Here is a 26,649-nt window from a genome sequence, read left to right on the forward strand (position 1 = left end):
ATGGTAGGCCCGTGCGGCCGGGGCTGCCAAGGCCATCGGTCATGGCTGCCGGTGGCGCGCGGGGCCCCGCCAGAAAATGCAAACCCCGCCGAAGCGGGGTTTGTGGTAGTGCCGGCCGCTGGCCGGCAACCAGGGGTATCACGGGATTCCGGGATTGCCGGCCAGCGGCCGGCACTACCCATTGAACCCAGGGGCAGAGCCCCCCTTACGCCTTGGTGTACTTGCCCGTGCGGTAGATCAGCCAGCCGACCAGGAACAGCACGGCCAGGCCGATCCACTGTGCGCCCGGCAGGTGGAACGGCACGGCCAGCACATCGGCGCGGCTGCTGACCACGATCGGAATCGCGATGGCGATGCCCATCAGCGCCTCGCCGGTGATCAGGCCCGCGGCGAACAGCACGCCCGGCTTGTGCACGCGGTCGCGGCCTTCTTCGTCATCGGCGCGCACCTTGTGGAAGCGCTCGACCAGGTGGGCGATCAGGCCGCCGAGGAAGATCGGCACCATCAGCTCCAGCGGCAGGTAGATGCCGATGGCGGCGGCCAGCACCGGCACGCGGAAGCGTGAGTTGCGCGACTTCAGCCAGCTGTCGAAGGCAATGATGGCGGCACCAACCACGGCACCGATGCCGATGAAGGTCCACGGCAGTTCGCCACCGAACAGGCCCTTGGCCACCGAGGCCATCAGGTTGGCCTGCGGCGCAGCCAACGCGTTCGGGTGCAGCTCGGACTTCACGCCGATGCCGTAGGCGGTGGCCAGCAGGTTCAGCACCGGGGCCATGATCAGCGCGCACGAGAACGCACCGATGCCCAGCATCAGCTGCTGCTTCCACGGGGTGGCACCCACGATGTAACCGGCCTTGAGGTCCTGCAGGTTGTCACCGCCGACCGCGGCGGCGCAGCACACCACCGCACCGATCATGATCGCAGCCACTGCGCCCAGCGGCGCACCGCCGGCACCGACCGGCTTGAGACCGTCGGCGCCCAGCAGCACGACCAGCACGGCCGAGGCGAACAGGATGGTGGAGATGGTGATGCCCGAGACCGGGTTGTTGGACGAGCCGATCAGGCCGGCCAGGTAGGCCGAGACCGACACGAACAGGAAGCCGGCGACGATCATGATGATGGTCATCGGGATCGACACGTGCCACTGGCCGACGATGGCCTGGTACAGGGCCAGCAGCGGCAGCACAAAGACCACCAGGGCCACCAGCATCCACTTCATCGGCAGGTCGCGTTCGGTGTGCGCCAGCACCGGGCCACCGCTCTTGCGGGCGGCGGCAAAGCCACTCTTGACGCCGTTGAGCAGCGACTTGCGCAGCGAGATCAGGGTCCAGATGCCGCCGATCAGCATTGCGCCGACGCCCAGGTAACGCATCTTCGCGCCCCAGATGGCGAACGCGGCTTCGGTGGACGAAGCTGCGGCAACCGACGCGGCCAGTGCCGGATCGGTGTTCATGAAGAACGCCTGGTAGATCGGAATAGCGATGTGCCAGGTCAGGATCGAGCCGGACACCACCACGATGCCGACGTTGAGGCCGACGATGTAGCCCACGCCCAGCAGTGCCGGCGACAGATTGGTACCGATGAAGGCGGTGACCTTGGAGCTGCCGACGTAGGCCGAGGTGGCCCAGGCATCGGGAATCAGGCGCATGCCGCTTTCCGCGGCCAGCTTGACGAAGGCACCGATCACCGCCGACAGGCCGAGGATCTTCAGGCCCGGGCCCGGGTTCTCACCGGCCTTGAGCACTTCGGCCGCAGCCTTGCCTTCCGGGAACGGAAGCGGGTCTTCGACGATCATCGAACGGCGCAGCGGCACCGAGAACAGCACGCCCAGCAGGCCGCCGAGACCGGCGATGCCCAGCACCCACCAGTACTTGAAGTCCGGCCAGTAGCCCATGATGACCAGCGCCGGGATGGTGAAGATCACACCGGCGGCGATCGACGAGCCGGCCGAGGCACCGGTCTGCACGATGTTGTTTTCAAGGATGGAGCCACCGCCCAGCAGGCGCAGCACGCCCATGGAAATCACCGCGGCGGGAATGGCGGTGGCGATGGTCAGGCCTGCGAACAGACCGAGATAGGCGTTGGCCGCCGACAGCACCACCGCCAGCACGATGGCCAGGGCCACTGCGCGGAAGGTGAGCTGCTTGGGCGCAGCGTCGTGGTTCATGGAAGCCCCTGCTGGCAAAAAATCCCTGCCACGCTAGCGTTCAGGGCAGATCAAGTCCAGCGTGCCAAAGGATGGGGGCGTGTGCTGCAGCGCAATGGGCCAGTACGTGGACCGGCAATCGACCGACCCGGCAAAGTCCGGCTGGGCGCGCAGCAAATGATATGTTATATCTTAATGATGACTTGTTGTTACTGCATCGCATGCCCCCTTCCCCCTCCCCTCGCCTGGCCTCCATCGACCAGCTGCGCGGCACAGTAATGCTGTTGATGCTGCTGGACCACGTGCGCGAGACCTTCTTCCTGCAGCACCAGGTGAGCGACCCGATGGACGCGGCGACGGTCTCCCCTGCGCTGTTCGCCTGCCGTCTGCTGGCCCACCTGTGCGCACCCGTGTTCGTCCTGTTGACCGGCCTGTCGGCCTGGCTGTATGGCCAGCGCCAGGCGGATCCGCGCCGGGCCACGGCCGCCTTCCTGCTCAAGCGCGGGCTGTTCCTGGTCGTGCTGGAACTGACCCTGGTGAATTTCGCCTGGACCTTCCAGCTGCCGCCGGACACGCTGTACCTGCAGGTGATCTGGGCCATCGGGCTGAGCATGATCGCGCTGGCTGGCCTGCTGTGGCTGCCGCGCCCGGCGCTGCTGGTGCTGGCAGTCGCGGTGGTGGCCGGGCACAACCTGTTGGACGGCGTGCGAGTGGAAGGCCACGGCCCGCTGGCGATGCTGTGGAAAGTGCTGCACCAGCGCGACTGGATCGAGGCCGGCGCGCTGCGCCTGCGCACTTCCTACCCGGTGCTGCCGTGGATCGGGGTGATCGCGCTGGGCTACCTGATGGGGCCGTGGTTCGCCCGCGGCCGCGACCCGGCGCAACGCCAGCACTGGCTGCTGTGGGCAGGCGTCGGCGCGCTGGCACTGTTCGCGCTGCTGCGGTTTGCCAACCAGTATGGGGATGCACCGTGGCAGTACCAGACCAGCGCGCTGCGCACCTGGATGAGCGTGCTCAACATCACCAAGTACCCGCCGTCGCTGCAGTTCCTGCTGGTGACCCTGGGCGTGGGGCTGTTGCTGCTGCGCCTGTACGAATGGCCGCCACTGGCGCGTGCGCTGCGCCCGCTGGCCGATATCGGCGCCGCGCCGATGTTCTTCTACCTGCTGCACCTGTATGTGCTGAAGGGGCTGTACCTGGGCGCGCTGGCGATCTGGGGGCCGACACACGGTGATCTGTACGCACTGGATTCGGTGGCCGGCCTGCTGCTGGTGGCCTGTGCGCTGGCGGTGGCGCTGTACCCGCCGACGCGGGCGTTCGCGCGGTTCAAGGCGCGAAGGCGTGACCTGGCGTGGTTGCGGTACCTGTGATCGCCCAGGCCAGTCCGGCAATCCACGCACGGCGTGGATCTACTGAAAGCGGATCGGGCCACAGGCATATAATTCCGCGATGAATTCCACCGCTATCGCTTCCGACGACTTCCTGGGCCATCCCAAGGGCGTTTACGTCTGCTTCTTCACCGAAATGTGGGAGCGCTTCTCCTTCTACGGCATGAAGGCGCTGCTGCTGCTGTACCTGACCAAGTACCACCTGTTCGGCGACAAGGCCGGCCTGGACCTGCTCGGTGCCTACGGTGGCCTGGTGTACTGCATCCCGGTGTTCGGCGGCATGCTGGCCGACCGCTGGCTGGGCATGCGCCGGGCGGTGCTGTTCGGCGGCATCCTGCTGGTACTCGGCCACCTCGGCATGGCCTTCGAGGGCCACGCCGCGTACCGGGTGAATGGCGAAGTGGTGCGCGACACCTCGGCGCTGGCGGTGACCTACCTGTCGCTGGCGCTGATCATCATGGGCGTCGGCTTCCTGAAGCCGAACATCTCCACCATCGTCGGCAAGCTGTACGCCAAGGATGACCCACGTCGCGACTCGGGCTTCTCGCTGTTCTACGCCGGCATCAACCTCGGCGCGCTGTTCTCTTCGCTGGTGTGTGGCTTCCTCGGCGAGGCCTACGGCTGGAAGTACGGTTTCGGTGCGGCCGGCATCGGCATGCTGGCCGGCCTGGCCATGTTCCTGTGGGGCCAGAAGTACCTGCAGGGCCACGCCGAGCCGCCACAACCGGCGGCGTTGAAGCAGAAGGTGCTGGGCCTGCCGCGCGAATGGCTCATCTATCTGTGCGCGGTGCTCGGTGTGCTGCCGGTGGCGTGGCTGATGTGGGCAGCCGGCAACGGCGCGTTCGCGCTGGGCGGTGAAATCAGCCTGGCACTGATGCTGATGCTGGTGGTGCTGGGCGGCGTGCTGGTCTGGTTCGCCTGGTTCACCGGCAGCAAGTGCACGCCGGTGCAGCGCCAGCAGATGATCGCGCTGATGGTGCTGATCTTCATGGCGCTGGTGTTCTTCACCCTGTACGAGCAGTCCTACGGCTCGTGGGTGACCTTCACCGACCGCCTGCTGACCAAGGACATCGTGCCCTCGCTGGTGATCTCCGGCGGTACCCCGCTGCCGTGGTCGATCATCTCGCTGCTGCTGGCACCGCTGGGCTTCGTGGTCAGCGCGCGCTTGTCCGAACGGCGCCCGGGTTCGGCTGCGCCGCGCACGTTCTTCGCCGCCATCGTCGTGCTGATGCTGGTGCTGCTGGTGCGCGACTGCCTGGTGATTCCGCAGACCGCCGGCTCGCTGACCTACCTCGGCGGCCTGTTCCTGGTGCTGCTGGCACCGGCCTTTGCCGCGCTGTGGACGTGGATGGACCGCCGCGGCTGGGAGCCGGGCAAGCCGGTCAAATCCGCCTGGGGCCTGGTGATCGGCGCGCTGTCGTTCGTGCCGCTGGCACTGGCCGCGCAGCAGGTCGGCGCTACTGGCGAGATGGCCAGCGTGTGGTGGCTGGTGCTGGCCTACTTCCTGCTGGCCAGCGGCGAGATGTGCCTGTCGCCGGTGGGCCTGTCGGCGGTGACCCAGCTGGCCGTGCCGCGGGTGATGAGCCTGATGATGGGCACCTGGTTCCTGGCCACCGCGTTCTCGGAAACGCTGGCCGCGCTGTTCGGCAAGCTGGCCGCGATCGAGGTGCCGGAGGGCGAATCGTTGGACATGGTGGCCGCCGCCGGTGCCTATGCGCACCTGTTCTGGCTGCTGATGTGGATCGGCCTGGGCTGTGCGCTGGCCGCCTTCATTGCCGCGCCGCTGCTGAAGAAGATGATGCACGGGGTCAAGTAAGCCCGGTGCTGGCGAAATCCGGGGCGGCGGATCGATCATCCGCCGCCCTCGGCTTGTTCAGGGCGCGCTGCTCTTTTCCGCAGGCACTGCCTGCCCGGCCACTTGTCCCCCCAGGCTGCGCGAGAGGAAGGCCAGCAACCTGCTGTAGTACGTACGTTGGTTGGCAGGAGAATAGAAACCATGGCCTTCGTTCTTGACGTACAGGGTTTCCACTGGCGAGCCGGCCTTCTTCAACGCAGCTTCCATGCGTTCGCTGTGCACGATCGGCGCACGCTGGTCCTGGCCACCCGCGGCCAGGAACACCGGCACCCGCACCTGCGCGGCCAGATTCACCGGGGAACGCTCTGCCAGATCCTTGGGCGATCCCAGCCAGTTGCGCAGGTAGGTCAGGCCTGACTCATCGCTCTGGATGTCTCCGCGCGCGTACATCAACGGCAGGTCGTAGATGCCGACGTAGCCGGCCGCGCACTGGTACAGGCCCGGTTCGCGCACCGCCCCCATCATTGCCGCATAGGCACCGTAACTGGCCCCGTAGATGCAGATGCGGTTCTTGTCGGCCACGCCCTGTTCGACCGCCCAGCGCGTGGCATCGGTGACGTCATCCTGCATCGACAGTCCCCATTGCTTGCGCGCGGCCTGCATATGGGCCCGGCCATAGCCGGAAGAGCCGCGGAAATTCACCTGCAATACCGCGTAACCTGCCGCCGCCAGCATCTGTGCCTCGGTGTCATAGGCGCCATCGTCGGCAACACCGATCGGACCTCCGTGCGGCACCACCACCATCGGCAGCGCACGGGCCTCGCGGCCATGCGGGACGGTAAGGAAGCCATGCAGCGGACGCCCATCACGCGCCTTCAGGCTGATCGGGCGCACTTCCGCCGCCAGCGCGGGGTCGATCCAGTCGCTGCGGCTGATCAGGTGCCGTGCACTCTTGCCAACCGTGTCATAGAGATAGAAATCGCCCGGATTGCTGCCTGACCAGGTTTCCGCCAGCACCGTCTTGCCATCGCGCGTGCTGGAGGTGATGTAGACCGCTCCGCCCAGGCCCGCTTCGAGGCTGCGGTAAAGGCGAGCTTCATCCGAGGCGTCATCGAAGAATGCCGTTCGCGGCGCACTGCCAAGGAACAGTGCCCCGACCGGCACACGGCTGCCGGGGCGCCGGATGATGCGCGCCGGGTCGGCGCTCTCATCGCGCAGCACGGTGCGTCGTTCATTGCTCTGGGGGTCCCAGCTGACAATGGCATCAGGTCCCTCTGCCTGCTCGACCTGCAGGTACGCCAGGCGACCGTCGGCCGAGAAGCCGAGGGGCAGCTCGATGTGCTTGCTCAGGGATTCATCGTTGAGCAGGATCCAGTCGCTGTTGCTGCCTGTGCGGTAGTAGAGCTTCTGCGTGCCATCGGTAACGACAGCGCGTGCGAAACGCACCTCGCCCTGCTCATCGATCGTGAAGTCCGCATCGGGAATGGGGGCCCGTGCCACCGCGTTGCGGCGACCGGTGATCACATCCATGCGCTCGACCTGTGCATGCGAACTGCCGACCAACGGAATCACCGTCACCAGTGCGTTGCGATCGTCGTCCTTGAGCTCATCACTGAGGTACGCGGCCACCAGGCCGGCCGGCTTGACCTTGATGTTGGTGCCCAGGCTCTGGTCTGCAACCCGGTACCCCACCAGCAGCTCGCCGCCCTTGCCGTTGGCATTGATACCGAACAGTTCGCCGGTCGGCGTCGGCCGGTCCAGCACGCCGAACTTCTGTGCCATGCCCACCAGCAGCCGCTCGTTGCTGACCCAGTCGAAGGTGTGCGCGTGATCGTTGCGGGGCGGGCGGAAGCTGCCGACCATCTTCATGTCGGTTATGCGGTAGATCGCCAAGGCGGTTCCCGCTTCCAGCGGAACCGTCGCGGCGATGTACTCGCCCCCCGGCGAAATCTTGATGTCGGTAAACGACTCCTGCCGCAGATAGCGATCCAGGTCCAGCGTTGCGGCCGATGCTCCGCCCACAACCGCCCCCAACAATACAGCCAGCACAATCCTGCGCATCCATCCCCCATGGAAAGCCGGACACCCTGTCCGGATGCACGATTCTAGGCATGTGACCGTTTGCCGCGCCACATCGGCAGAAAAAACGACGGCACCGTTGCCGGTGCCGTCGTTACCACTACCTTGGAGAGAGAGTCAGGACGTGGGTTCGGGGGGCGTGCGCCGGGTCAGTGGACCCCGCGCACCGCCAACGTGAGGGCCAGGATGCTGAGGATCACGGCGATGGTGCCGTCGAGCACGCGCCAGGTACTGGGCTTGGTGAACAGCGGCGCCAGCAGGCGTGCACCCAGGCCCTGCGCGGTCAGCCACAGGCAGCTGGCGGTCACCACGCCAGCGGCGAAGGCCATGCGGGCGTTGCCGAAGTTCTCGGCGATCGAGCCGATCACCATCATGTCCAGCCAGAAGTGCGGGTTGATCAGCGAGAAACCGACCGCAGCCATCAGCACCGCGCGGCGGCTGCCGTCGTCGCTGTCAGCCTCGCCCATGCCGCCGCCACCGGCGATCGCACGGCGTGCCGACTTCATTGCGTACCAGGCAAGGAACGCCACGCCCGTCCACAGCACGGCAGTGGTCAGCCACGGCAGCGCCGAGGTGAGCGTGCGCAGGCCGGCCACACTGGCAAAGATGAAGATCGCATCGATGGCCGCACAGGTGGCGACCACCGGCACGATGTGCTTGCGCAGGATGCCCTGGCGCAGAATGAAGGCGCTCTGGGCCCCGACCACGGCGAACAGGCCGATGCCGGTGGCTGCACCAGAGAACCAGGCACCGAGGCCGGTGCTGGCGGAGATGACCGAGAACATGGGATTCACTGCCTTTACTTGCTTGGGGGGACGGTGCCTCGCGAAGGCGGACAGCACCGGAACGGGCGCCATTGTCGCGCCGCAACATGAAAAAGACGAGCTAAACTTCCTAAACCAACATTAGCGGAGCTTAATTCGATGCGTATCGACCATGCCCAGCTGCGCGCCCTGGCCGCAGTGATCCGCGAAGGCAGCTTCGACCGCGCCGCGCAGTCGCTGAATGTCACGCCCTCGGCCATCTCGCAGCGGGTCAAGGCACTGGAGGACAGGGTCGGGCGCCTGCTGGTCAAGCGCGGCACCCCGGCCACCGCCACCGCCGAGGGCCAGGTGCTGGTGCAGCTGGCCGAGCAGACCGCCCTGCTCGAACACGATGCCCTGCACCGGATGGGCCTGGCCGACGAAGACCTGCCACAGGCCAGCATCCCGGTGGCGGTGAACCACGACAGCCTGGAAACCTGGTTCCCGCAGGCCGCCTCGCAGTTCGCACAGAGCACCGGCACCACCCTGGACCTGCGCGTGGAAGACCAGGACCACACCGTCGAACTGCTGCGCCAAGGCACCGTGCTGGGCGCGGTGACCACGCTGGACGAGCCGGTGCAGGGTTGCCAGATCCATGCGCTGGGCAGCATCCGCTACGCCGCCACCTGTACCCCCGAGTTCCGCGAGCGTCATTTCGCCAAGGGCGTGACCGCGCAGGCGCTGGCGCAGGCCCCGGTGCTGGTGTTCAACCGCAAGGACGAAATGCAGTCGCGCTTTGCCCGGCGCATGGCCGGCGACGACCTGCCCAGCACCGCGCCGACCTGGTGGATTCCCTCCACCCGCGCCTTCGTGCAAGCCAACCTCGGTGGCATGGGCTGGACCATGAACCCGCTGCCGCTGGTCAAGCGGCACCTGGACGCCGGGCGACTGGTCTACGTACGGCAGCGCGCGTGGGAAGACGTGCCGCTGTACTGGCAGCACTGGAAAGGCGACGTGCAGACCATGGCCCTGCTGACCCGCGCCGTGCTGGATGCTTCCTCCGCGCTGATCCGGCGCAAGCGCTGAAAAGGGGACGGAGGGGATTAAGTCGTTTAAGACCCAAACGACATATCAGGCAAAGACGACTTAATCCCCTCCGTCCCCTTTTTGCTCCATCGGATCTCCACGCAACCTCCACACCGGGTCCATGCGTGATGCGGATACTGGCGGGCCAATCACTACAAGGATGTCCGGTATGCCGATAGCCGTGCGCGATGCGCGCCCCGAAGATGCCGCCGCCTGCATCGACCTGCGCGGGCGCACCCGCGAGAACGCCTTCAGTGCCGCGAAGCTGGCGGAACTGGGCATCACCGCGGACAGCTGGGGCGAAGGCATTTCCACCAGAGATTTCATCGGCCGCGTCGCCTGGGAGGGCCAGCGCATGGCCGGCTACTGCTTCGCCGACCGCGACAGCGGCGAGGTGCTGGTGCTGGCCCTGCTGCCGGACTACGAGGGCCGCGGCATCGGCCGCCAACTGCTGCAGGAAGTGGTCAGCCTGACCCGCGATGCCGGCCACACCCGGCTGTTCCTGGCCTGCTCGGCCGACCCGCGTTCGCGCTCGCATGGCTTCTACCGCCGCCTGGGCTGGCGCCCGACCGGCGAGATTGATGAGGCCGGCGACGAGATTCTGGAGCTGGTCTGATTGGAAGGCGTCGCCAGGCATGGCCTGGCGCTACTGGGGCTGCGGTCGCCAGGTCGAGCCCGCCAGCCACGTGACGGGGCCGCGAAACGTCGGATGCTGCGTTGCATCAAAAACAGACCGGATCCGGTTAGAATCGCGGTTGGATGGCGCAAGGCGTTGTTTCTTCACGCCCTTTCCCTGCCCCACGCGCATCCTGACCCCTTCCCCTCCGCCAACGATCCCGCCCCCATGAAGAAATTTGGCAAGGCCCTGCTCGCCCTGCTCGTGCTGCTGTTGCTGGCCGCCGCGCTGTTCCTGTACTGGCCGCTGACCCAGCGCTCGGTGCCCGCCGCCAGCAACGACAAGCCCGTCGATGTGGTGCTGGTCGGCGCCGGCATCATGAGCATCACCCTGGCCACCTACCTGCAGGAACTGCAGCCGGACTGGAACATCCAGGTCTACGAACGCCTCGACGGCGTCGCCGGTGAAAGCTCCGACGGCTGGAACAACGCCGGCACCGGCCACTCGGCGTTCGCCGAACTGAACTACACCCCGGAACTGCCCGACGGCAGCATCGAGACCAAGCGCGCGGTCGGCATCGCCGAATCGTTCGAGGTCTCGCGCCAGTTCTGGTCGCACCAGGTGAAGGAAGGCCGGCTGAGCCAGCCCAGCGACTTCATCAACCCGACCCCGCACATGAGCTTCGTCTGGGGCGATGACAACATCGCCTACCTGCACAAGCGCCAGCAGGCCCTGGTGAAGAATCCGCTGTTCTACGGCATGCAGTACTCCGAGGATCCGGCACAGATCAAGCAGTGGGCACCGCTGCTGATGGAAGGCCGTGACCCGAAGCAGAAGGTCGCCGCGACCTGGATGCCGCTGGGGACCGACGTCAACTTCGGTGTGATCACCCGCCAGCTGACCACCGGCCTGCAGCGCAGCCCGAACTTCAGCCTGCACCTCAACCACGAAGTGAGCGCGCTGCGGCAGAACGCCGACAAGAGCTGGAACGTGACGGTGAAGGACCTCAAGGCCGGCACCGAGTCCACCACCCACGCCCGCTTCGTGTTCATCGGTGCCGGTGGCGCCGCGCTGAAGCTGCTGCAGATGTCCGGCATTCCGGAATCGAAGGACTACGCCGGCTTCCCGGTCGGTGGCCAGTTCCTCGCCTTCCAGGGCCAGGACGTGACCTCGCGCCACGGCGTGAAGGCCTACGGCATGGCCGAGACCGGGTCGCCGCCGATGTCGGTGCCGCACCTGGATGCGCGCAAGCTGGACGGCAAGCCGGTGGTCCTGTTCGGGCCGTTCGCGCTGTACAGCACCAAGTTCCTCAAGCACGGCTCGTGGTGGGACCTGTACTCGTCGGTGAACCACAACAACGTCGGCCCGATGCTGGAAGTGGGCAAGGACAACCTGGACCTGGTGCAGTACCTGATGGGCCAAGCGCGCCTGAACGATGCCGACCGCCAGGCAGAGCTGGTCAAGTACTTCCCCAATGCCAAGCCGGGTGACTGGAAGCTGGTCACCGCCGGCCAGCGCGTGCAGATCATCAAGCGTGATCCGCTGAAGGGCCCGGTGCTGCAGTTCGGTACCGAGATCGTGACCGACAAGGACCACACCATCGCCGCCCTGCTCGGCGCCTCGCCGGGTGCGTCGACCTCGCCGCCGATCATGCTGGACCTGATGGCCAAGGCCTTCCCGGACCAGATGAAGGCCGGCTGGGAAACCCGCCTGCGCGAGATCGTCCCGTCGTACGGGCGCAAGCTCAACGACAGTGCAGCGCTGGTCAACGAGATCCGCTCGCTGACCAGCCAGACCCTGCGCCTGCCGTACCTGGAGGTGCCGGTGGACGCCAATGCGGCGGCTCCGGCAGCGGTGCCGGCAGCGGCTCCGGCGCCGGCCAAGGAAAAGCGCAACGCCAACGAGGAACTACAGGCGCTCTAAGCCTGCGCGTTCCTTGCGATGCAGACGGACGGCCACCTTCGGGTGGCCGTTCGCGTTTGGGCTGCTCTCTGCTGTAGAGCCGCGCCCACGCTCGGCTCCGAAAAAACAGCCGAGCATGGCTCGGCTCTACAGAAAGCGATGCCCGGTGCCGGAAAGCCGATGCACAATGACGCGAATTGTAATGTTGTTAAGAATTATTTACATTTGCGTCCTGCGCAGTGACCGCGCCGCTCCCAGATGGACCTGCTGTGCCCGAAGCCGCCGCCCCGGGTGCTGGACGACTGTTGCCGCCCTTCCCCGCTTCCGAGCCTCGAGCCCACCATGTCCCTGCCCCTCCGTAACCGCCTGCCCCGCCGTGCGCTGCTGCCGGCTGCCCTGCTTTCGTCGTTGACCCTGCTGGCCGCGCCCAGCGCGTTCGCCGCCGCCGATGGCGCTGCCGACGCCAAAACCCTGGACCGTGTGAGCGTGCGTGCCGAGCAGTCGGCGCCACCGGCCAGTACCACGCGCCTGCCGATCACCCTGCAGGAAACCCCGCAGTCGGCCACCGCGATCAGCCTCAAGCGCCTGCAGGACGAATCACTGTTCAGCATCAACGATGTGATGCGCAACGTCACCGGCGTCAGCGTGTCCTTCTATGACACCCAGCGCCCGCTGTACTACGCGCGTGGCTTTGCCATCACCGACTTCCAGGTCGATGGCATTCCCACCTACAGCGGCTCCACCAACCAGGAATACGACACCGCCTTCTACGACCGCATCGAAGTGATCCGCGGCGCCAACGGCCTGCTCAGCGGCGCCGGCGTGCCCTCGGCCACGGTCAACCTGCTGCGCAAGCGCCCGGGCAAGGAATTCGATGCCTCGTTCGCGGTCAGCGCCGGCAGCTGGGATTACCGCCGGATGGAAGCCGACGTGACCGCGCCGCTGACCGCCGACGGCCGCTTCCGCAGCCGCGTGGTCGCCGCCTACACCGATCGTGGCCTGTATTACGACCGTTACGACGAGAACAAGATGGCCGGCATGGCGGTGCTGGAAGGCGACGTCACCGACAGCACCACGATCACCCTCGGCTACCAGAGCCAGGACAACAACCCCACCGGCTCGACCTGGGGCACCGTGCCGTTCTTCGACAACCAGGGCAATTTCGCGCACCTGCCGCGCTCGACCAACCTGTCGCCGAAGTGGAGCTACTGGAAGCGCGAGAGCAACACCGCCTTCGCCAACCTGGAACAGCGTTTCGGCGACAACTGGCTGTTGAAGATCAATACCGCCTACACCCGCGGCAACGTGCAGAACGTGCGCCTGTACGGCACCGGCAACCCGGACCCGGTGACCGGCTCGGGCATCTACCTGCGTGCCGCCGCCGGTGATTCGAAAGACACCCGGCGCAACGTCGATGCCTACCTGACCGGTAGTTTCGATCTGTTCGGCCGTGACCACGACGTGACCCTCGGTGCACAGTGGTCGGACCTGGAAGGCACCACCAACACCCTGGCGCTGAACTTCCCGAACGACTGGGCGCGCTGCGGCAGCGAGCGCTGCTACTACATTCCCAATGTCCGCAGCTGGAACGGCGACATCTCCGAGGTGACCTACCGCCGCACCGGCGCGCGCCGCGTGGCCAAGACCACGCAGAGTGGCGTCTATCTGGCCACCCGCCTGCGCCTGGCCGATCCGCTGTCGCTGATTGCCGGCGCACGCCTGAGCCGCTGGGAAACCCTCAGCCGCTCGTACAACGCCGCAGGTGCCTACACCGGCACCAGCGGTGCGTACAAGGTGAGCGATGAAGTCACTCCCTACGTGGGCCTGGTCTACGACATCACCCCGAACGTGTCGGCCTATGCCAGCTACACCGAGATCTTCAACCCGCAGAACTTCAAGGACCGCAACGAGAACCTGCTGGCACCGGTGCAGGGTTCGAACCTGGAAGCGGGCATCAAGACCCAGTGGCTGGACGGCCGCCTGACCGCCAATGCCGCCGTGTTCGAGGCCAAGCAGGACAACTACGCCGTGCGTGACATGGGCGTGCCGGAAGGTTCGCTGAGCGATGGCACCTCCGCCTACATCGGCGTCAACGGCACCAAGGCGCGCGGCTGGGAGATGGACGTCAACGGCGAGATCCTGCCGGGCTGGACCGTCAATGCCGGCTACACCCACGTCAAGGTCACCCGCGCGGCTACCGACCTGCTGTACGCCAACCCGCCGAAGGACCTGTTGCAGCTCAACACCCAGCTGCAGCTGCGCGGTGCGCTGGAACGCCTGAGCGTTGGCGGTGGCGTGCAGTGGCAGAGCAAGGTGCAGGGCTACAACATCGCCTATCCGCTGGGCGGCACGGTGACGGTGAACCAGCCGGCCTACATGCTGGTGCAGTTCAACGCCAACTACCGCATCAGCGACAACTGGACCGCGACGCTGAGCGTGCGCAACGCCCTGGACAAGACCTACTGGGCGAATCTGGACTACAACAACTACGGCGAACCGCGCTTCGTGTCGGCCAGCCTGCGCTGGAAGTTCTGAGCAACCCGCGAACCGGTGGGTGCCTGGTGGGTGCCGACCGTTGGTCGGCACGCCCTCCGCCACGACCCACGGTCGTGGCCTACCTGAATGGGCCCGCCTCTGCGCGGGCCCTTCTTTTTGCTGCACTGCAGGTTGCGGCGCCCTTCGTAATTATGCCGTAATTACGTCAACGCCAATCGGAAGCCGGTCGATGAACCCGAGCTGGGATACGTTGGAACGCAGCCGCCAGGCCCGCCTGGAACGCGCCGCGCCGTGGGCCCGGGGACGCGAGGTCGCCGCCGGCGACGTGGGCGAGCTGCTGCATGCACTGCTGGAGCCAGGCGACAAGGTCTGCCTGGAAGGCAACAACCAGAAGCAGGCCGATTTCCTCGCCCAGGCCCTGGCCGACCTGGACCCGGCCCGAGTACACGACCTGCACATGGTGCAGTCGGTCCTGTCCCTGCCGTCGCACCTCGATGTTTTCGAGCGTGGCATCGCCTCGAAGCTCGACTTCTCCTTCTCCGGCCCGCAGTCCGTACGGCTGGCCAATCTGGTGGCTGAAGGGCGCATCCAGATCGGTGCCATCCACACCTACCTGGAACTGTTCGGCCGCTACTTCATCGACCTGACCCCGCGCGTGGCCCTGGTCGCCGCACAGGCGGCCGACCGCCACGGCAACCTCTACACCGGCCCGAACACCGAAGACACCCCGGTGATCGTCGAAGCCACCGCCTTCGGTGGCGGCATCGTCATCGCCCAGGTCAACGAGATCGTCGACACCCTCCCCCGCGTCGACATTCCCGCTGACTGGGTCAACTTCGTGGTGCATGCGCCGAAGCCGAACCATATCGAACCGCTGTTCACCCGTGACCCGGCGCAGATCTCCGAGATCCAGGTGTTGATGGCGATGATGGCCATCAAGGGCATCTACGCCGAGTACGGCGTCAACCGCCTCAACCATGGCATCGGCTTCGATACGGCGGCCATCGAACTGCTGCTCCCCACCTACGCCGAATCGCTCGGCCTGAAGGGAAAAATCTGCCAGCACTGGGCGTTGAACCCACACCCGGCACTGATTCCGGCAATCGAATCGGGCTTCGTCAGATCGGTGCATTCGTTCGGGTCGGAACTGGGCATGGAGAAGTACATCGCCGCGCGAGGCGATGTGTTCTTCACCGGCGCCGATGGCTCGATGCGTTCCAACCGCGCCTTCTCGCAGACCGCCGGCCTGTATGCCTGCGACATGTTCATCGGTTCCACATTGCAGATCGACCTGCAGGGCAACAGCTCCACCGCCACCCGCGACCGCATTGCCGGCTTTGGTGGCGCACCGAACATGGGCTCGGACGCACGCGGCCGCCGCCACGCCAGCGAGGCCTGGATCAAGGCCGGGCAACAGGCTGCGCGCTCGGGCGAAATGCCACGCGGGCGCAAGCTGGTGGTGCAGATGGTGGAAACCTTCCGCGAACACATGGCGCCGGCCTTCGTCGATCGCCTCGATGCCTGGGACCTGGCCGAACGCGCGAACATGCCCCTGCCGCCGGTGATGATCTACGGCGACGACGTCAGCCATGTGCTGACCGAGGAAGGCATCGCCAACCTGCTGTTGTGCCGCACCCCTGAAGAGCGCGAACAGGCGATCCGTGGCGTGGCCGGCTATACCGCAGTGGGCATGGGCCGCGACCGCGCGATGGTGGAAAACCTGCGCGACCGCGGCGTGATCCGCCGTCCCGATGACCTTGGCATCTCCGTGCGCGATGCCAGCCGTGACCTGCTGGCGGCGCGTTCGGTGAAGGACCTGGTGCGCTGGTCCGGCGGCCTGTACGACCCGCCCAAGCGCTTCCGCAACTGGTAAGGGGCTGAGCATGGAAACCCTCGACTATCGATTCGAAGGACACACTGCGGTGCAGTTTCCGCGCGATGCGGTGCTGGTCGGCGTGCTGGCCTCGGGCAACCTGGAAATCCTGCTGGAGCCGGCCGCACTGGACGGTGCGATGACGGTGCGCATCATCACCGCCGCGCAGGGGTTCGGCAGCGTGTGGCAAGCAGTGATCAGCGACTTCGCACAGCGTCATCCGCTGCGCGATGTACGCATCTCGATCAACGATGCCGGTGCGACCCCGGCGGTAGTCAGCCTGCGCCTGGACCAGGCCGTGGAAACCCTGCTTGCTGGAGATCCACGATGAACCGGACGCAGCGCCACAGTTACTACGAAGCCGATGCCCGCGAGCGTATCGCCGGCCTGGTAGACGCCGGTTCCTTCAGGGAATTCCTCGGCCCGGCGCGGCGGATGATGAGCCCGCACCTGGCACAGCTCGACCAGCCCGCGGCGTTCGACGACGGCATCGTTGTCGGCGAAGCCACGCTGCGTGGCCGACGCGTGCTGCTGGCCGCGCAGCAGGGTGAATTCATGGGCGGCGGCGTGGGCGAGGTGCACGGTGCCAAGCTGACCGGGCTGCTGCGCCGCGCCGCCGAAACGCAGCCGCAGGGCGTGCTGCTGCTGCTGGATACCGGCGGCGTGCGCCTGCACGAAGCCAATGCAGGGCTCATCGCCATTTCCGAAATCATGCGTGCCACCCTGGACGCGCGTGCAGCGGGTGTGCCGGTGATCGCGCTGATCGGCAGCGGCAACGGCGCCTTCGGCGGCATGGGCATCGTCGCCCGCTGCTGCAGCACGGTCATCATGTCCGAGGAAGGCCGGCTGTCGCTGTCCGGCCCGGAAGTGATCGAAACCGTGCGTGGCGTGGAAGAGTTCGATTCCCGCGACCGCGCACTGGTCTGGCGCGTAACGGGAGGCAAGCACCGCTACCTGATCGACCAGGCACAGGTGCTGGTGCCCGATGCCATCGAGGCCTTCGCGCAGGCGGCCAGCAACGCGTTGAAGCCCGATACCAGCAGCTCCGATCCGGATACTGCACTGGCCGCGCTGCAGGAACGCCATGCCTCACTGAAGGCGCGCGTGCAGGCCTGGGGCGATTGCCGCGATGGCCTGGAGATCTGGGCCCGTCAGGGCATCACTACCCCCGAGCGACTACCGCTGCTCGACACCGATGAGTTCCTCAACGCCACCGCCGACCGGAGCCTGCCATGAGCATGCCGCTGCAGACCCTGCTCGATGCCCTGTTCCCGCATGGGCATGCCATTGCGGTGAACGATTCGGTGCTGACCGGCAGCGCTGCCACCGAGGATGGCGAGGTGACCGTGATCGGCACCGCCGACAAACTCGAAGTCGGCGTGGACCACGCCTTGGCACTGGCCGGGACGGTACTGGACAGCACCGGCGCGAATCCTCAGCGGCCGATCGTGATGCTGGTGGATACCGCGGGCCAGCGCCTGGCGCGGCGCGACGAACTGCTTGGCATCAATGGTTACTTCGCGCATCTCGCGCAGACGCTCGATCTGGCACGCCGCCGTGGTGCGCGCCTGATCACCCTGGTCTACGGCGAATCCGTCAGTGGCGGCTTCCTCTCATTCGGCCTGATGGCCGACCACATCCACGCCCTGCCCGATGCACAGGTGCGGGTGATGGACCTGCGCGCGATGGCACGGGTGACCAAGCAACCGCTGGAGAAGCTGCAGGCGCTCAGCCAGAGCTCGCCGGTATTCGCACCTGGCGTGGCCAACTACGTGGCGATGGGTGCGGTGGACTCGTTGTGGGAGGGCGATCTTTCCCAGCACCTGCTGCAGGCCCTGCGCACGCCCGCCGAAGGCGACCTGCGTGCCGCACGCGGCGCACAGCGCGGCGGTCGTGCCCTGGCGGCAGGGGTTTCGACTGCGGTGGCCCACGGCGATGCCTGAGCGGCCCGCCCGCCACACGCTGGCCTGGCTGTCGGCCGATGCCGACTGGCGGGCTGACGTAACTGCACACGAACCGCGCCTGGCAGCATGGTTCACACAGGGCCTGCCGGCCATGGTGGCACGCAGTGCGGCGGATGATCCCGACCCGCGGCTGCGCCTGGGGGTGCCGCTACCGCCAGGCGAAGGCAAGCAACGGCTGGCGCTGCGCGTGGCCCTGCAGGACATCCAGCACCTGCAGCGTCCCCCTGCTCTGGATGAGATTCTCGCCGGCGGCATTCCGGCTGATTGGCAGGCGGCACTGCAGGCAATGCTGCGGCTTGCACCGGCCCGCGTGTTCGGCGCTTTCGCCTGGCAGCACCTCAGCGGCCTGCCCTATGTGCACGCACGCTCGGACATCGACCTGCTGTGGCAGGTGGATGACGCGCGGCAGGCCGACCTGCTGGTCGAGCGCCTGCAGCACTGGGAAAGCGCCTACGGGCATCGCGTCGATGGCGAACTGTGCCTGGTGGATGGTGGCGCGGTGAACTGGCGCGAATACGCCGGGCGCAGCCGCGAGGTACTGGTCAAGCGCCTCGATGGTGCCGCACTGGAACTGCGTGATGCGTTGTTCGCCTCCACCGGGGTGAGCGCGTGAACGCTGCCGTGCAGCGCGTCTCACGGTCCACATCGGCGGTGGACAGCGCGCGTCTGGGGCGCCTCGCCATCGCCAGCCTGCACGCCGAACTGGCCCTTGCACCCAAGCCAGGGTTGGTCACCCCCTTCGACAGCGGCAGCCACCACGACATGGATGCCCGCACCTTCCTGCGCAGCCTGTTCGCGCTGCGCCACTACTTCATCGCCGTGGCCGACGCCGGTGCCAGCGCGGCGCCGTTCCAGACGTTGCGCCGGCATGGCATCGCCGCTGAGATATCGATGCTGCACGCCACTGCGGGCATCAACACCCATCGCGGTGCGATCTTCAGCCTTGGCCTGCTGGTGGCGGCTTCCGCTGCCTGTCGGGGCCGCGCGGGCGGCGCCATCGCAGCCGAGCAGGTCTGCCAGGAAGTGCGCCGCTGGGCTGCCGAGCTCGCCGACGCACCTCTGGATGCGAACAGCCCTGGCCAGCGCGCGCGCGCGCGGCACGGCGTGCAGGGTGTGCGCGAACAAGCGGCCGCCGGCTACCCGCTGCTGCGCGAGGTGGCACTGCCTGCCCTGCGCCACGCACTGGCCAGCGACCTGCCACGCGAGGCCGCGATGTGCCAGACCCTGATGCAGCTGATCGCGTGCGTGGATGACCTCAACCTGCTGCACCGTGGCGGCGCCGACGGCCTGCGCTGGGCCCAACGGCAGGCGCGAGGCTTCCTCGATGCCGGCGGCGCCTTCGTGCCCGGCTGGCAGGCACGCCTGCACGGCATCGGTGATGGATTCGTCGCACGCCGGCTGAGCCCCGGCGGCAGTGCCGACCTGCTGGCCTGTGCCTGGTTCCTGCTGCAGCAGGAGGTCGCATGAGCCTGGCCCTGCTCTGCCCCGGCCAAGGTGCGCAGCATGCGGCGATGTTCGACCGCGTGCGCGATCTGCCGGCCGCACGCCACACCCTTGATGTGGCCGGCACGGTGCTCGGCCGCGATGTATTTTCCGCCGCTGCGGCCGAAGACCGTTTCGACAATGCGCTGGCGCAACCGCTGCTGTGCGCGGCCAGCCTGGCGCAGTGGCAAGGGCTGCGCGACAGCCTGCCAACGCCAACGCTGATCGCGGGCTACAGCATCGGCGAGTTGGCCGCGCATGCCATCGCCGGCAGCTTCGATGCCACCACCTGCCTGGCCCTGGCTGCGCAGCGTGCGCAGTTGATGGACAGCGCCAGCCCCGCCGATGCAGGCCTGCAGGCGGTGCTTGGCCTGGAACGCCATGTCCTGCAGCCGCTCTGTGATCTGCACGGTGCGCACGTGGCCATCGCCAACGGGCAGGACCATTTCATCGTGGGTGGCACGCACGCCTCATTGCAGCGGCTGGCCGATGCAGCGCAGGCGCTGGGTGCGGACATCCGTCTGCTGCCGGTGCACGTGCCTGCACACACACCGTTGCTGGCGGCGGCGGTCGCACCGTTCGCTGCCGCACTCGATGCCTCGCTACTGCAGGCCCCACGCCTGCCGCTGCTGGCCGGCATCGATGCGCGACCGGTGCGGGATCGCGCAACGGCGGTCCACACGCTGTCGGCGCAGCTCGCGCAGACCATCGAATGGGCGCAGGTGATGCGCCAGGCCTTCGAGCGCGGCGCGCGGGTGTTCCTGCAGCTGGGCCCGGGCAATGCGCTGGCGCGCATGGTGGCGCCGGCCTATCCGTGCTGCGAGGTGCGCGCGGTGGAGGAGTTCCAGAGCCTTGAAGGCGCGGCGGCATGGGTCCGCAGCGCGCTGGAGCGGCTGCAGTAACGGGTTCGAGCAGTACGTATCACGCAACACGCAGTACGTCGCCTTACCCCGGGATGGCGGGTCTCCATCCGCGCTGTACGTGAGTCACGTGTCTGGGAGGGCGCATGAGTCCACAAATCGCAACGATCATCGGTCTGGTGATCATGTTCATCGTCGCCACGGCGATGCCGATCAACATGGGCGCCGTCGCCTTCGCGCTGGCCTTCATCATCGGCGGGCTGTGGGTCGACATGGGCGGCAAGGAGGTCCTGGCCGGCTTTCCCGGCGATCTGTTCCTGACCCTGGTCGGCATCACCTACCTGTTCGCCATCGCGCAGAAGAACGGCACCATCGACCTGCTGGTGCATTGGGCAGTGAAAGCGGTGCGTGGCCATATCGTGGCCATTCCATGGGTAATGTTCGTGATCACCGCGGTCCTCACCGCGTTCGGTGCGCTGGGCCCGGCGGCGGTTGCGATCATCGGTCCGGTCGCGCTGCGCTTTGCCAAGCAGTACAACATCAATCCACTGATGATGGGCCTGCTGGTCATCCATGGCGCCCAGGCGGGCGGATTTTCGCCTATCAGCGTGTACGGCAGCATCACCAATGGCGTGGTGCAGAAGGCCGGGCTGGAAGTAACCGAAATGGCGGTGTTCCTGACCAGTCTGGGCTTCAACTTCATGATGGCGACGATCTGCTTCTTCGCCTTCGGTGGCATCGCCCTGCTTCGCCGCGGCTCAATCACCGCAACCGGAACGATCGGCAATGCGGAGCTGGCAATGGCCGGTGGCCCGCAGGCGTCGTCGCGCCAGTTCGCGATCGAAGGCCATGGTGCGCTGGTCGCGGCGGGCGGTGGCACGCTCAGCAATGATCCGGCGGCACTGGATGCGGTGAGCCTGACCCGCGAGCGGTTGTTCACCCTGATCGGCCTGCTCGGCCTGGGCGTGGCCGCGCTGATCTACAACCTCAACGTCGGCCTGGTCTCGATCACCGTGGCTGTCGCGCTGGCACTGCTGTCGCCACAAAGCCAGAAGGGCGCGGTCGATGGCATCAGCTGGTCCACCGTGCTGCTGATCTGCGGCGTGGTGACCTACATCGGCGTACTGGAACATGCCGGCGCGGTGGACTTCATCGGCCACGGCGTCTCCAGCATCGGTATCCCGCTGCTCGGTGCGCTGCTGGTCTGCTATGTCGGCGGCATCGTCTCCGCATTCGCCTCGTCGGCCGCGGTGCTGGGCGCCACGATTCCGCTGGCGGTACCCTTCCTGATGCAGGGTCACCTCAGCGCCGCCGGCGTGATCTGCGCGCTGGCGGTGTCTTCCACCATCGTCGATGTCAGCCCGTTCTCCACCAATGGCGCACTGGTGGTGGCCTCGGCCGCCAAGGAAGAACGCGAGACCCTGTTCCGCCGCTTCCTGGTCTACAGCGGACTGGTGGTGGCCCTGGGGCCGTTGTTGGCCTGGCTGGTGTTCGTGGTGCCGGGCTGGATGTAACCACCCAACGGTAGTGCCGGCCAGCGGCCGGCACTACCTGGCGGTACACTTCCTCCATGGCCATTGCCCCAGCCCCGCGGTCACCGAAGAAGCGCGCACCTCTGTACGAAGAGGTGGCCGAACACGTGCGCGAGCGCATCTACGACTACCGCCTGCCGCCGGGTGAGTGGATCGACGAGCCCGCGCTGTGCGAGGAACTGGGCATCAGCCGTACGCCGCTGCGCGAGGCGTTGAAGCTGCTGGCAGCCGAAGGCCTGGTGCAGATCGATGCCGGCCGTGGCTGCCGGGTCACCCGGCTGACACTGGAAGACCTCAACCAGCTGTTCCCGGTAATGGCCATGCTGGAAGGTCGCTGCGCGCACGAGGCGGTGAAGCACATCGACGAGGCCGGTGTGCAGCACCTGGAAGAGCTGCACGCAGCGATGGAAACCGCGGCGGCCGAGGGCAACATCGCCGAGTACTACCGCAACAACTACCTGATCCACGAGACCGTGCAGCATTACGCCGGCAACCCGTGGCTGATCCGCATCACCCACGACCTGCACCGCATCCTGAAGATGCATCGCGGCCGCCAGCTGTTGACCCCGGGTCGCACCGCGCAGTCGCTGGCCGAACACCGCGAGTTGATGGAATGCTTCCGCCGCCGCGATGCGCAGGCCGCCGAACGCACCATGGAACGCCATCTGCTCAGCCAGGGCCAGGCATTGGCCGCCTATGTGGCGGCGGGCGGGCTGTTGAACGTGCCGGCACCGTTGCCGACCGAAGGCGGCGGTTGAGCGGATGAGGTTGCCGGCCAGCGGCCGGCACTACCAGGACGTGACCTTGGCCGGCATCCCGGAACATCTCGTCAATCGCCACCGCCGCAGCTGCCGCCGTCACCCCCACCACCATCACTGCTGCAGTCGGAGCTGCTGTGGTTGTGCTGGCTGTAGTTGTCGCCGGAATATCCGCCCGAGTAATCGTAGGCGCCGCCGAGACCGTTGTCCCCCCGGCTGCCCGAGCCATCGGCCGTGGCCACCGCCATGCACAGGATCGCGCCGACCAGCGGCAGCAGCCAGATCAGCAGCAACTGCACTGTCCGGCCGCCCGCCGACAGGCCATCACGCCTGACGATCACCACGGTAGCCACCACGTTCAGGCCCAGCACCAGCAGGACCAACAGAAGGGCAACGATCAGCATTCGGCGACTCCGTGCCTGGACTGGGGGCATTATGGCCTGCCACCCCGGCAATGGCCCTGCCTGTCATGAAGATGGGACAATGTAGGGCGCGCCGGCCTGCTTCCGGGCCGCCGGCGCCCCCCGCACCACACGGAAGAAGAAGAACAACAACATGCTGAAAGTCATTTTCGATACCGACCCGGGCGTCGACGACGCCCTGGCCCTGCTGTACCTGCACAAGCACGCCCAGATCGACCTGATCGGCGTCACCACCACCTTCGGCAATGCCTCGGTGGAGTCGACCACGCACAATGCGCTGTACCTGAAGCAGGCCTGGGGCTTTGCCGCCCCGGTCGCGCGCGGTGCCGGTGGCCCGTTGCAGCCGGAAGCCACCCCGGAAGCCTGGCCGGTGCACATCCATGGCCACAACGGCCTGGGCAATCACCCGGTGCCGGCCGAACTGGACGTGGCCGCCGACGCGCGCCCCGCCCACCAGCTGATCATCGACCTGGTCCGCGCCCATCCGGGCGAGGTGACCCTGGTCGCGGTCGGCCGCATGACCAACCTGGCCCTTGCCCTGCAGCAGGCTCCGGACATCGCCGGCCTGGTGCGCGGCGTGGTGATCATGGGCGGCGCCTTCCACGTCAACGGCAACATCACCCCGGCCGCCGAGGCCAACATCTGGGGCGATGCCGAAGCGGCCGACGTGGTGTTCACCGCCAACTGGCCGGTTACCGCGATCGGCCTGGACGTGACCACCCGCGTGGAAATGGACCGTGACGGCCTGGACAAGCTGGCCGCCATCGGCGGTGCCGATGCCGAGCTGGTGCGTGCGCTGTCGCAGGATTACGTGGACTTCTACCTGCAGGCCGGCCACAAGGGCATGGTCGTGCATGACTGCTGCGCCTGCATCGCGCTGACCCGCCCGGAACTGTTCAAGTTCGAGCGCGCCAGCGTGCGCGTGGCCACCGACGGCGTTGCCCGCGGCATGACCATTCCGAAGCCGGAAGGCCTGGCGTTCGGCCCCAGCGTGTGGGACGGCCACGTGGTGCAGTCGATTGCCATCGGCGTGGATGCGGCCGCGGTACTGGCCGACATCGAGCAGACCCTGAAGGTCTGACCCGCTAGCGCTTGGCCCTGCCCGGGACCGTCTCGGGCAGGGTCCACAGCACCGGCAACACCAGCACTGCCACCAGCGCGATCATCGCGCCCGGTGCCGCTGCCCAGCCGCTGCGTTCCACCCACCATTGCGCCAGCCAGGGCGTTGCACCGCCGAATACTGCAGTGGCCATGGTCACACCCAGTGCCAGCCCGCTGACCCGGCCTTCGCCGGGGAACTGCTCGGCGGTGGCCGGCGCCGCCACCGCGCTCACGCCACCGGCCACGCAGGCCAGCAGCACCGCAGCCAGCGCGATGCCCAGCGCTGTCGCCTGCGCCATCCACGCGAACAAGGACAGCGGCAGCAGCGCTGCCAGCACGGTCAGGCCCAACAGCACCGGCCGTCGTCCGACGCGGTCGGACAATGCGCCGCACAGTGGTGTGATCGCGATGACCGCCACTGCCGCAATCGTCGACAGCCACAGCGCATCGCCCTCATCGTGGCCCCGCGCATGCAGGAATGCGGGCACGTAGGTGATACCCACGTAGTAGGTGATCGACCCCAGCGCCGAAATCGCGAACGTGCGCGCCACCGCCAGCGGATGGTTGCGCAGGACATGGCGAAGCGGCGTGGCCGGAATGCTGCCCTCACGGCGCTGGCGCTCGAACTCCGGCGACTCGTGCATGCCCGAGCGCGCAACCAGGATCACCAGCGCCAGCGCGGCACCAAAGAAGAACGGGATGCGCCAGCCCCAGCTGTCCAGCTGCGCGGGCGCGAGCAGCGCCACGGTCACCGCAGAGATCGCCACCGCCAGCAGTGCGCCTACTTCGCTGGCGGCCGACGCCAGCGAGGTCACCAGGCCACGCCGCCGCGCCGGTGCGCTTTCCAGCAGGTACGCCACCACCCCGGTGTATTCGCCGCCCACCGAAAACGCCATCACGCAGCGCAGTACCAGCAGCAGCACGCCCGCCGTCGTACCGGCCGTGGCCGCTGTCGGCAGCAGCGCAGTGGCCAGCATCGCCGCTGCCATCAACGCCATCGAAGTCAGCAGCATCCAGCGCCGGCCCAGACGGTCGCCCAGGTGACCGAAGCACAGCGCGCCCAGCGGACGCATCAGGTAGGACACCGCGAAGCCGGCCAGAGTGACCAGCAGCGCCTGTTCGCCGCCGCCGAAGAACACCCGCGACAACACCGTGGCGAAGTACAGGTACAGGGTGAAGTCGTACCACTCCACCACCGTGGACAGGCCCGCCACCCACATCGAGCGCTGCCGCGCCACGGTCATTGCGTATTCGCCTTCAACAGCCTCGATCCCGGATGTACAGGTTTCGCGCAGCGTGGCATGGACGGGGTGAAATACCGGTCATCGGCTGTCCGCTGCCTGCATGTACTGGGTTTCATGGCCGGTGAAACGTTCGCCGTCAAAGCCGAAGCAGAAGCGCCCCTCCTCGAACACGCGGTAGACCAGCAACGCGCCATCGAGGCAGAACTGCTGCTGGTCCACGCCCGTTTCCAGTGTCCCGTATCCGGTTGCATCACCGCCCTTCCCCGCCGGCCCGGTGAAGGCATCGAACGGCAGTGGCGTCGCCCTGCCCGTGCGGGTATCGACCAGCACCAGCGTGCGCTGGAAGTACTCTGGACGATCATCGACCTGTACCAGCAGGTAGTGCTGGTTGAAATTGGGCTCCTGGTGCTGGAGCGCATCGTCGATGGCGGCCCGGTGCGGCGCATCGCAGAAGTCGACCGGGCTGTAGCGGTAGCTGCAACCGTCGTGGTCGTAGGGCAGGTTCATGCCCGAGTAGCTGACGCCTGCCTGGCTGCCCACATCGTCTCCCGGTTCCGGCGTGCTGCACAGCAGCCACGAACGCTGCGCATCCTCCGGGTCGGCCAGCAGCTTCGGCTCGCGGCCCTCCTCGTACGCCGCACCACCCGGGAAGTCCTGGCCGAAACGCTGGCGGACGATGGGACGTGCCTTCTCCAGCGGCAGGCCGATCCTGGCCCCCCGGAACGAAACGAACGTCATCGTCGGCAGGATCACTTCCTCCACGGGCAGCCCCTTCCATTGCCCCTGCACGCAGAACGTGGCGATCTCGTTCTCCCCGTCTTCCTTGCAGGGTTTCGGTGCGTTTTTCGCCAACCAGGGATGGGCCGGGCGCCCGGTCTGCTGATCGATGTACCAGCCGTCCAGCGCGCAGGTCGGCAAGGCATCGAGTAGCGGAGAGAGGTCCGTTGCGGTGGCCGGGGCGGCAAGCGGTGTGCCCGCTGTGGGTGCCACGGTCGACGCGTCCGGTGTGCGCTGGCAGGCCGCCAGCGCGAGTAGACCGACCAGCAGCGCGACGTGGCGCGGATGCCGGATTGAATGCTGCGTTCCCTGCATTGCGTGTTTCCTGGTTTCGACACTCCCTGCAGATGATCGCCGATCCCGGGGCCGTGCAGGATTGCCG

The 26,649-nt window shown here is 67.1% G+C and carries 22 protein-coding genes; 16 read left to right on the plus strand and 6 right to left on the minus strand.

The features are described 5' to 3' along the window. Window positions 1–205 precede the first annotated feature (205 nt). Entirely contained in the window at window positions 206–2,170 is a 1,965-nt protein-coding gene (locus AC13GF_RS01640; RefSeq protein WP_483002922.1) for an OPT family oligopeptide transporter, read from the minus strand. Window positions 2,171–2,370: 200 nt separating this feature from the next. Here AC13GF_RS01640 and AC13GF_RS01645 point away from each other — a divergent pair, with 200 nt between their 5' ends. Together AC13GF_RS01645 and AC13GF_RS01650 are read left to right on the plus strand one after the other, a co-directional pair. Continuing rightward, complete coding sequence (locus tag AC13GF_RS01645) at window positions 2,371–3,519, plus strand: acetyltransferase domain-containing protein (RefSeq protein ID WP_483002924.1); 1,149 nt, start codon at window positions 2,371–2,373, stop codon at window positions 3,517–3,519. Window positions 3,520–3,598: 79 nt separating this feature from the next. Next, the gene (locus AC13GF_RS01650) at window positions 3,599–5,353 is read left to right on the plus strand and encodes a peptide MFS transporter (protein ID WP_483002925.1); all 1,755 of its coding nucleotides are present in this window, start codon (window positions 3,599–3,601) and stop codon (window positions 5,351–5,353) included. A 57-nt stretch (window positions 5,354–5,410) separates the two neighbouring features. On the opposite strand, the gene AC13GF_RS01655 is transcribed toward AC13GF_RS01650, so the two are convergent. Further along, entirely contained in the window at window positions 5,411–7,393 is a 1,983-nt protein-coding gene (locus tag AC13GF_RS01655) for an alpha/beta hydrolase family protein (RefSeq protein ID WP_483002926.1), read from the minus strand. A gap of 167 nt (window positions 7,394–7,560) precedes the next feature. Further along, entirely contained in the window at window positions 7,561–8,196 is a 636-nt protein-coding gene (locus AC13GF_RS01660) for a LysE/ArgO family amino acid transporter (RefSeq protein ID WP_005408523.1), read from the minus strand. A gap of 138 nt (window positions 8,197–8,334) precedes the next feature. Between AC13GF_RS01660 and AC13GF_RS01665 the strand changes: the two genes are divergently transcribed. The 13 genes from AC13GF_RS01665 to AC13GF_RS01725 all read left to right on the plus strand — a co-directional run bounded on the left by AC13GF_RS01665 (window position 8,335) and on the right by AC13GF_RS01725 (window position 22,723). Beyond that, window positions 8,335–9,240 (plus strand): LysR family transcriptional regulator ArgP, encoded by a 906-nt coding sequence (locus AC13GF_RS01665; RefSeq protein WP_006424060.1) that lies wholly within the window; start codon window positions 8,335–8,337, stop codon window positions 9,238–9,240. Window positions 9,241–9,409: 169 nt separating this feature from the next. After that, window positions 9,410–9,856 carry a GNAT family N-acetyltransferase gene (locus AC13GF_RS01670; RefSeq protein ID WP_483002928.1) on the plus strand — a complete coding sequence of 149 codons (447 nt, stop codon included), beginning with the start codon at window positions 9,410–9,412 and terminating at the stop codon, window positions 9,854–9,856. Window positions 9,857–10,084: 228 nt separating this feature from the next. After that, entirely contained in the window at window positions 10,085–11,779 is a 1,695-nt protein-coding gene (gene mqo, locus AC13GF_RS01675) for a malate dehydrogenase (quinone) (RefSeq protein WP_483002929.1), read from the plus strand. Between the two features lie 321 nt (window positions 11,780–12,100). Continuing rightward, on the plus strand, window positions 12,101–14,293 hold the full coding sequence (locus AC13GF_RS01680) for a TonB-dependent siderophore receptor (protein WP_483002931.1): 2,193 nt from the start codon (window positions 12,101–12,103) through the stop codon (window positions 14,291–14,293). Window positions 14,294–14,483: 190 nt separating this feature from the next. Beyond that, window positions 14,484–16,127 carry a malonate decarboxylase subunit alpha gene (gene mdcA, locus AC13GF_RS01685; RefSeq protein ID WP_483002933.1) on the plus strand — a complete coding sequence of 548 codons (1,644 nt, stop codon included), beginning with the start codon at window positions 14,484–14,486 and terminating at the stop codon, window positions 16,125–16,127. Window positions 16,128–16,137: 10 nt separating this feature from the next. Then, complete coding sequence (gene mdcC / locus AC13GF_RS01690; protein ID WP_483002934.1) at window positions 16,138–16,458, plus strand: malonate decarboxylase acyl carrier protein; 321 nt, start codon at window positions 16,138–16,140, stop codon at window positions 16,456–16,458. Next, a complete protein-coding gene (locus AC13GF_RS01695) occupies window positions 16,455–17,363 on the plus strand; it encodes a biotin-independent malonate decarboxylase subunit beta (protein WP_483002936.1) in 909 nt (302 codons plus the stop codon). Before mdcC ends, AC13GF_RS01695 begins: the two co-directional genes overlap by 4 nt. A 2-nt stretch (window positions 17,364–17,365) precedes the next feature. Next, complete coding sequence (gene mdcE, locus AC13GF_RS01700; RefSeq protein ID WP_483003690.1) at window positions 17,366–18,070, plus strand: biotin-independent malonate decarboxylase subunit gamma; 705 nt, start codon at window positions 17,366–17,368, stop codon at window positions 18,068–18,070. Then, a complete protein-coding gene (mdcG, locus tag AC13GF_RS01705; RefSeq protein ID WP_483002937.1) occupies window positions 18,063–18,704 on the plus strand; it encodes a malonate decarboxylase holo-[acyl-carrier-protein] synthase in 642 nt (213 codons plus the stop codon). Before mdcE ends, mdcG begins: the two co-directional genes overlap by 8 nt. Further along, window positions 18,701–19,558, plus strand: a complete 858-nt coding sequence (gene mdcB, locus AC13GF_RS01710; protein WP_483002939.1) for a triphosphoribosyl-dephospho-CoA synthase MdcB — start codon at window positions 18,701–18,703, stop codon at window positions 19,556–19,558. The genes mdcG and mdcB overlap by 4 nt, the downstream gene beginning before the upstream one ends. After that, entirely contained in the window at window positions 19,555–20,475 is a 921-nt protein-coding gene (gene mdcH, locus AC13GF_RS01715) for a malonate decarboxylase subunit epsilon (protein ID WP_483002940.1), read from the plus strand. Before mdcB ends, mdcH begins: the two co-directional genes overlap by 4 nt. 104 nt (window positions 20,476–20,579) lie before the next feature. Next, window positions 20,580–21,947: an SLC13 family permease gene (locus AC13GF_RS01720; protein ID WP_483002942.1), complete on the plus strand. Its 1,368-nt coding sequence runs from the start codon at window positions 20,580–20,582 to the stop codon at window positions 21,945–21,947. A gap of 56 nt (window positions 21,948–22,003) precedes the next feature. Continuing rightward, window positions 22,004–22,723 carry a GntR family transcriptional regulator gene (locus AC13GF_RS01725; RefSeq protein WP_483002944.1) on the plus strand — a complete coding sequence of 240 codons (720 nt, stop codon included), beginning with the start codon at window positions 22,004–22,006 and terminating at the stop codon, window positions 22,721–22,723. A 71-nt stretch (window positions 22,724–22,794) separates the two neighbouring features. Here the strand turns inward: AC13GF_RS01725 and AC13GF_RS01730 are convergent, their stop codons facing one another. Then, on the minus strand, window positions 22,795–23,127 hold the full coding sequence (locus tag AC13GF_RS01730; protein ID WP_483002946.1) for a hypothetical protein: 333 nt from the start codon (window positions 23,125–23,127) through the stop codon (window positions 22,795–22,797). Window positions 23,128–23,278: 151 nt separating this feature from the next. On the opposite strand from AC13GF_RS01730, the gene AC13GF_RS01735 reads away from it, so the two are divergent. Continuing rightward, window positions 23,279–24,226 (plus strand): nucleoside hydrolase, encoded by a 948-nt coding sequence (locus AC13GF_RS01735; RefSeq protein ID WP_483002947.1) that lies wholly within the window; start codon window positions 23,279–23,281, stop codon window positions 24,224–24,226. A 4-nt stretch (window positions 24,227–24,230) separates the two neighbouring features. Here AC13GF_RS01735 and AC13GF_RS01740 read toward each other — a convergent pair whose 3' ends face one another. Further along, a complete protein-coding gene (locus AC13GF_RS01740) occupies window positions 24,231–25,490 on the minus strand; it encodes an MFS transporter (protein WP_483002948.1) in 1,260 nt (419 codons plus the stop codon). Between the two features lie 78 nt (window positions 25,491–25,568). Beyond that, window positions 25,569–26,582, minus strand: coding sequence for a hypothetical protein (locus tag AC13GF_RS01745; protein WP_483002950.1), 1,014 nt, complete (start codon window positions 26,580–26,582; stop codon window positions 25,569–25,571). Between the last annotated feature and the right edge of the window lie 67 nt (window positions 26,583–26,649).

The sequence above is a fragment of the Stenotrophomonas sp. 22LJNL06-5-1 genome (assembly GCF_056861455.1).

Coding starts and splice junctions, on each gene's coding strand:
- AC13GF_RS01640 (WP_483002922.1), bottom strand. CDS start 2,170: ATGAACCACGACGCTGCGCCCAAGCAGCTCACCTTCCGCGCAGTGGCC.
- AC13GF_RS01645 (WP_483002924.1), top strand. CDS start 2,371: ATGCCCCCTTCCCCCTCCCCTCGCCTGGCCTCCATCGACCAGCTGCGC.
- AC13GF_RS01650 (WP_483002925.1), top strand. CDS start 3,599: ATGAATTCCACCGCTATCGCTTCCGACGACTTCCTGGGCCATCCCAAG.
- AC13GF_RS01655 (WP_483002926.1), bottom strand. CDS start 7,393: ATGCGCAGGATTGTGCTGGCTGTATTGTTGGGGGCGGTTGTGGGCGGA.
- AC13GF_RS01660 (WP_005408523.1), bottom strand. CDS start 8,196: ATGTTCTCGGTCATCTCCGCCAGCACCGGCCTCGGTGCCTGGTTCTCT.
- AC13GF_RS01665 (WP_006424060.1), top strand. CDS start 8,335: ATGCGTATCGACCATGCCCAGCTGCGCGCCCTGGCCGCAGTGATCCGC.
- AC13GF_RS01670 (WP_483002928.1), top strand. CDS start 9,410: ATGCCGATAGCCGTGCGCGATGCGCGCCCCGAAGATGCCGCCGCCTGC.
- mqo (WP_483002929.1), top strand. CDS start 10,085: ATGAAGAAATTTGGCAAGGCCCTGCTCGCCCTGCTCGTGCTGCTGTTG.
- AC13GF_RS01680 (WP_483002931.1), top strand. CDS start 12,101: ATGTCCCTGCCCCTCCGTAACCGCCTGCCCCGCCGTGCGCTGCTGCCG.
- mdcA (WP_483002933.1), top strand. CDS start 14,484: ATGAACCCGAGCTGGGATACGTTGGAACGCAGCCGCCAGGCCCGCCTG.
- mdcC (WP_483002934.1), top strand. CDS start 16,138: ATGGAAACCCTCGACTATCGATTCGAAGGACACACTGCGGTGCAGTTT.
- AC13GF_RS01695 (WP_483002936.1), top strand. CDS start 16,455: ATGAACCGGACGCAGCGCCACAGTTACTACGAAGCCGATGCCCGCGAG.
- mdcE (WP_483003690.1), top strand. CDS start 17,366: ATGCCGCTGCAGACCCTGCTCGATGCCCTGTTCCCGCATGGGCATGCC.
- mdcG (WP_483002937.1), top strand. CDS start 18,063: ATGCCTGAGCGGCCCGCCCGCCACACGCTGGCCTGGCTGTCGGCCGAT.
- mdcH (WP_483002940.1), top strand. CDS start 19,555: ATGAGCCTGGCCCTGCTCTGCCCCGGCCAAGGTGCGCAGCATGCGGCG.
- AC13GF_RS01720 (WP_483002942.1), top strand. CDS start 20,580: ATGAGTCCACAAATCGCAACGATCATCGGTCTGGTGATCATGTTCATC.
- AC13GF_RS01725 (WP_483002944.1), top strand. CDS start 22,004: ATGGCCATTGCCCCAGCCCCGCGGTCACCGAAGAAGCGCGCACCTCTG.
- AC13GF_RS01730 (WP_483002946.1), bottom strand. CDS start 23,127: ATGCTGATCGTTGCCCTTCTGTTGGTCCTGCTGGTGCTGGGCCTGAAC.
- AC13GF_RS01735 (WP_483002947.1), top strand. CDS start 23,279: ATGCTGAAAGTCATTTTCGATACCGACCCGGGCGTCGACGACGCCCTG.
- AC13GF_RS01740 (WP_483002948.1), bottom strand. CDS start 25,490: ATGACCGTGGCGCGGCAGCGCTCGATGTGGGTGGCGGGCCTGTCCACG.
- AC13GF_RS01745 (WP_483002950.1), bottom strand. CDS start 26,582: ATGCAGGGAACGCAGCATTCAATCCGGCATCCGCGCCACGTCGCGCTG.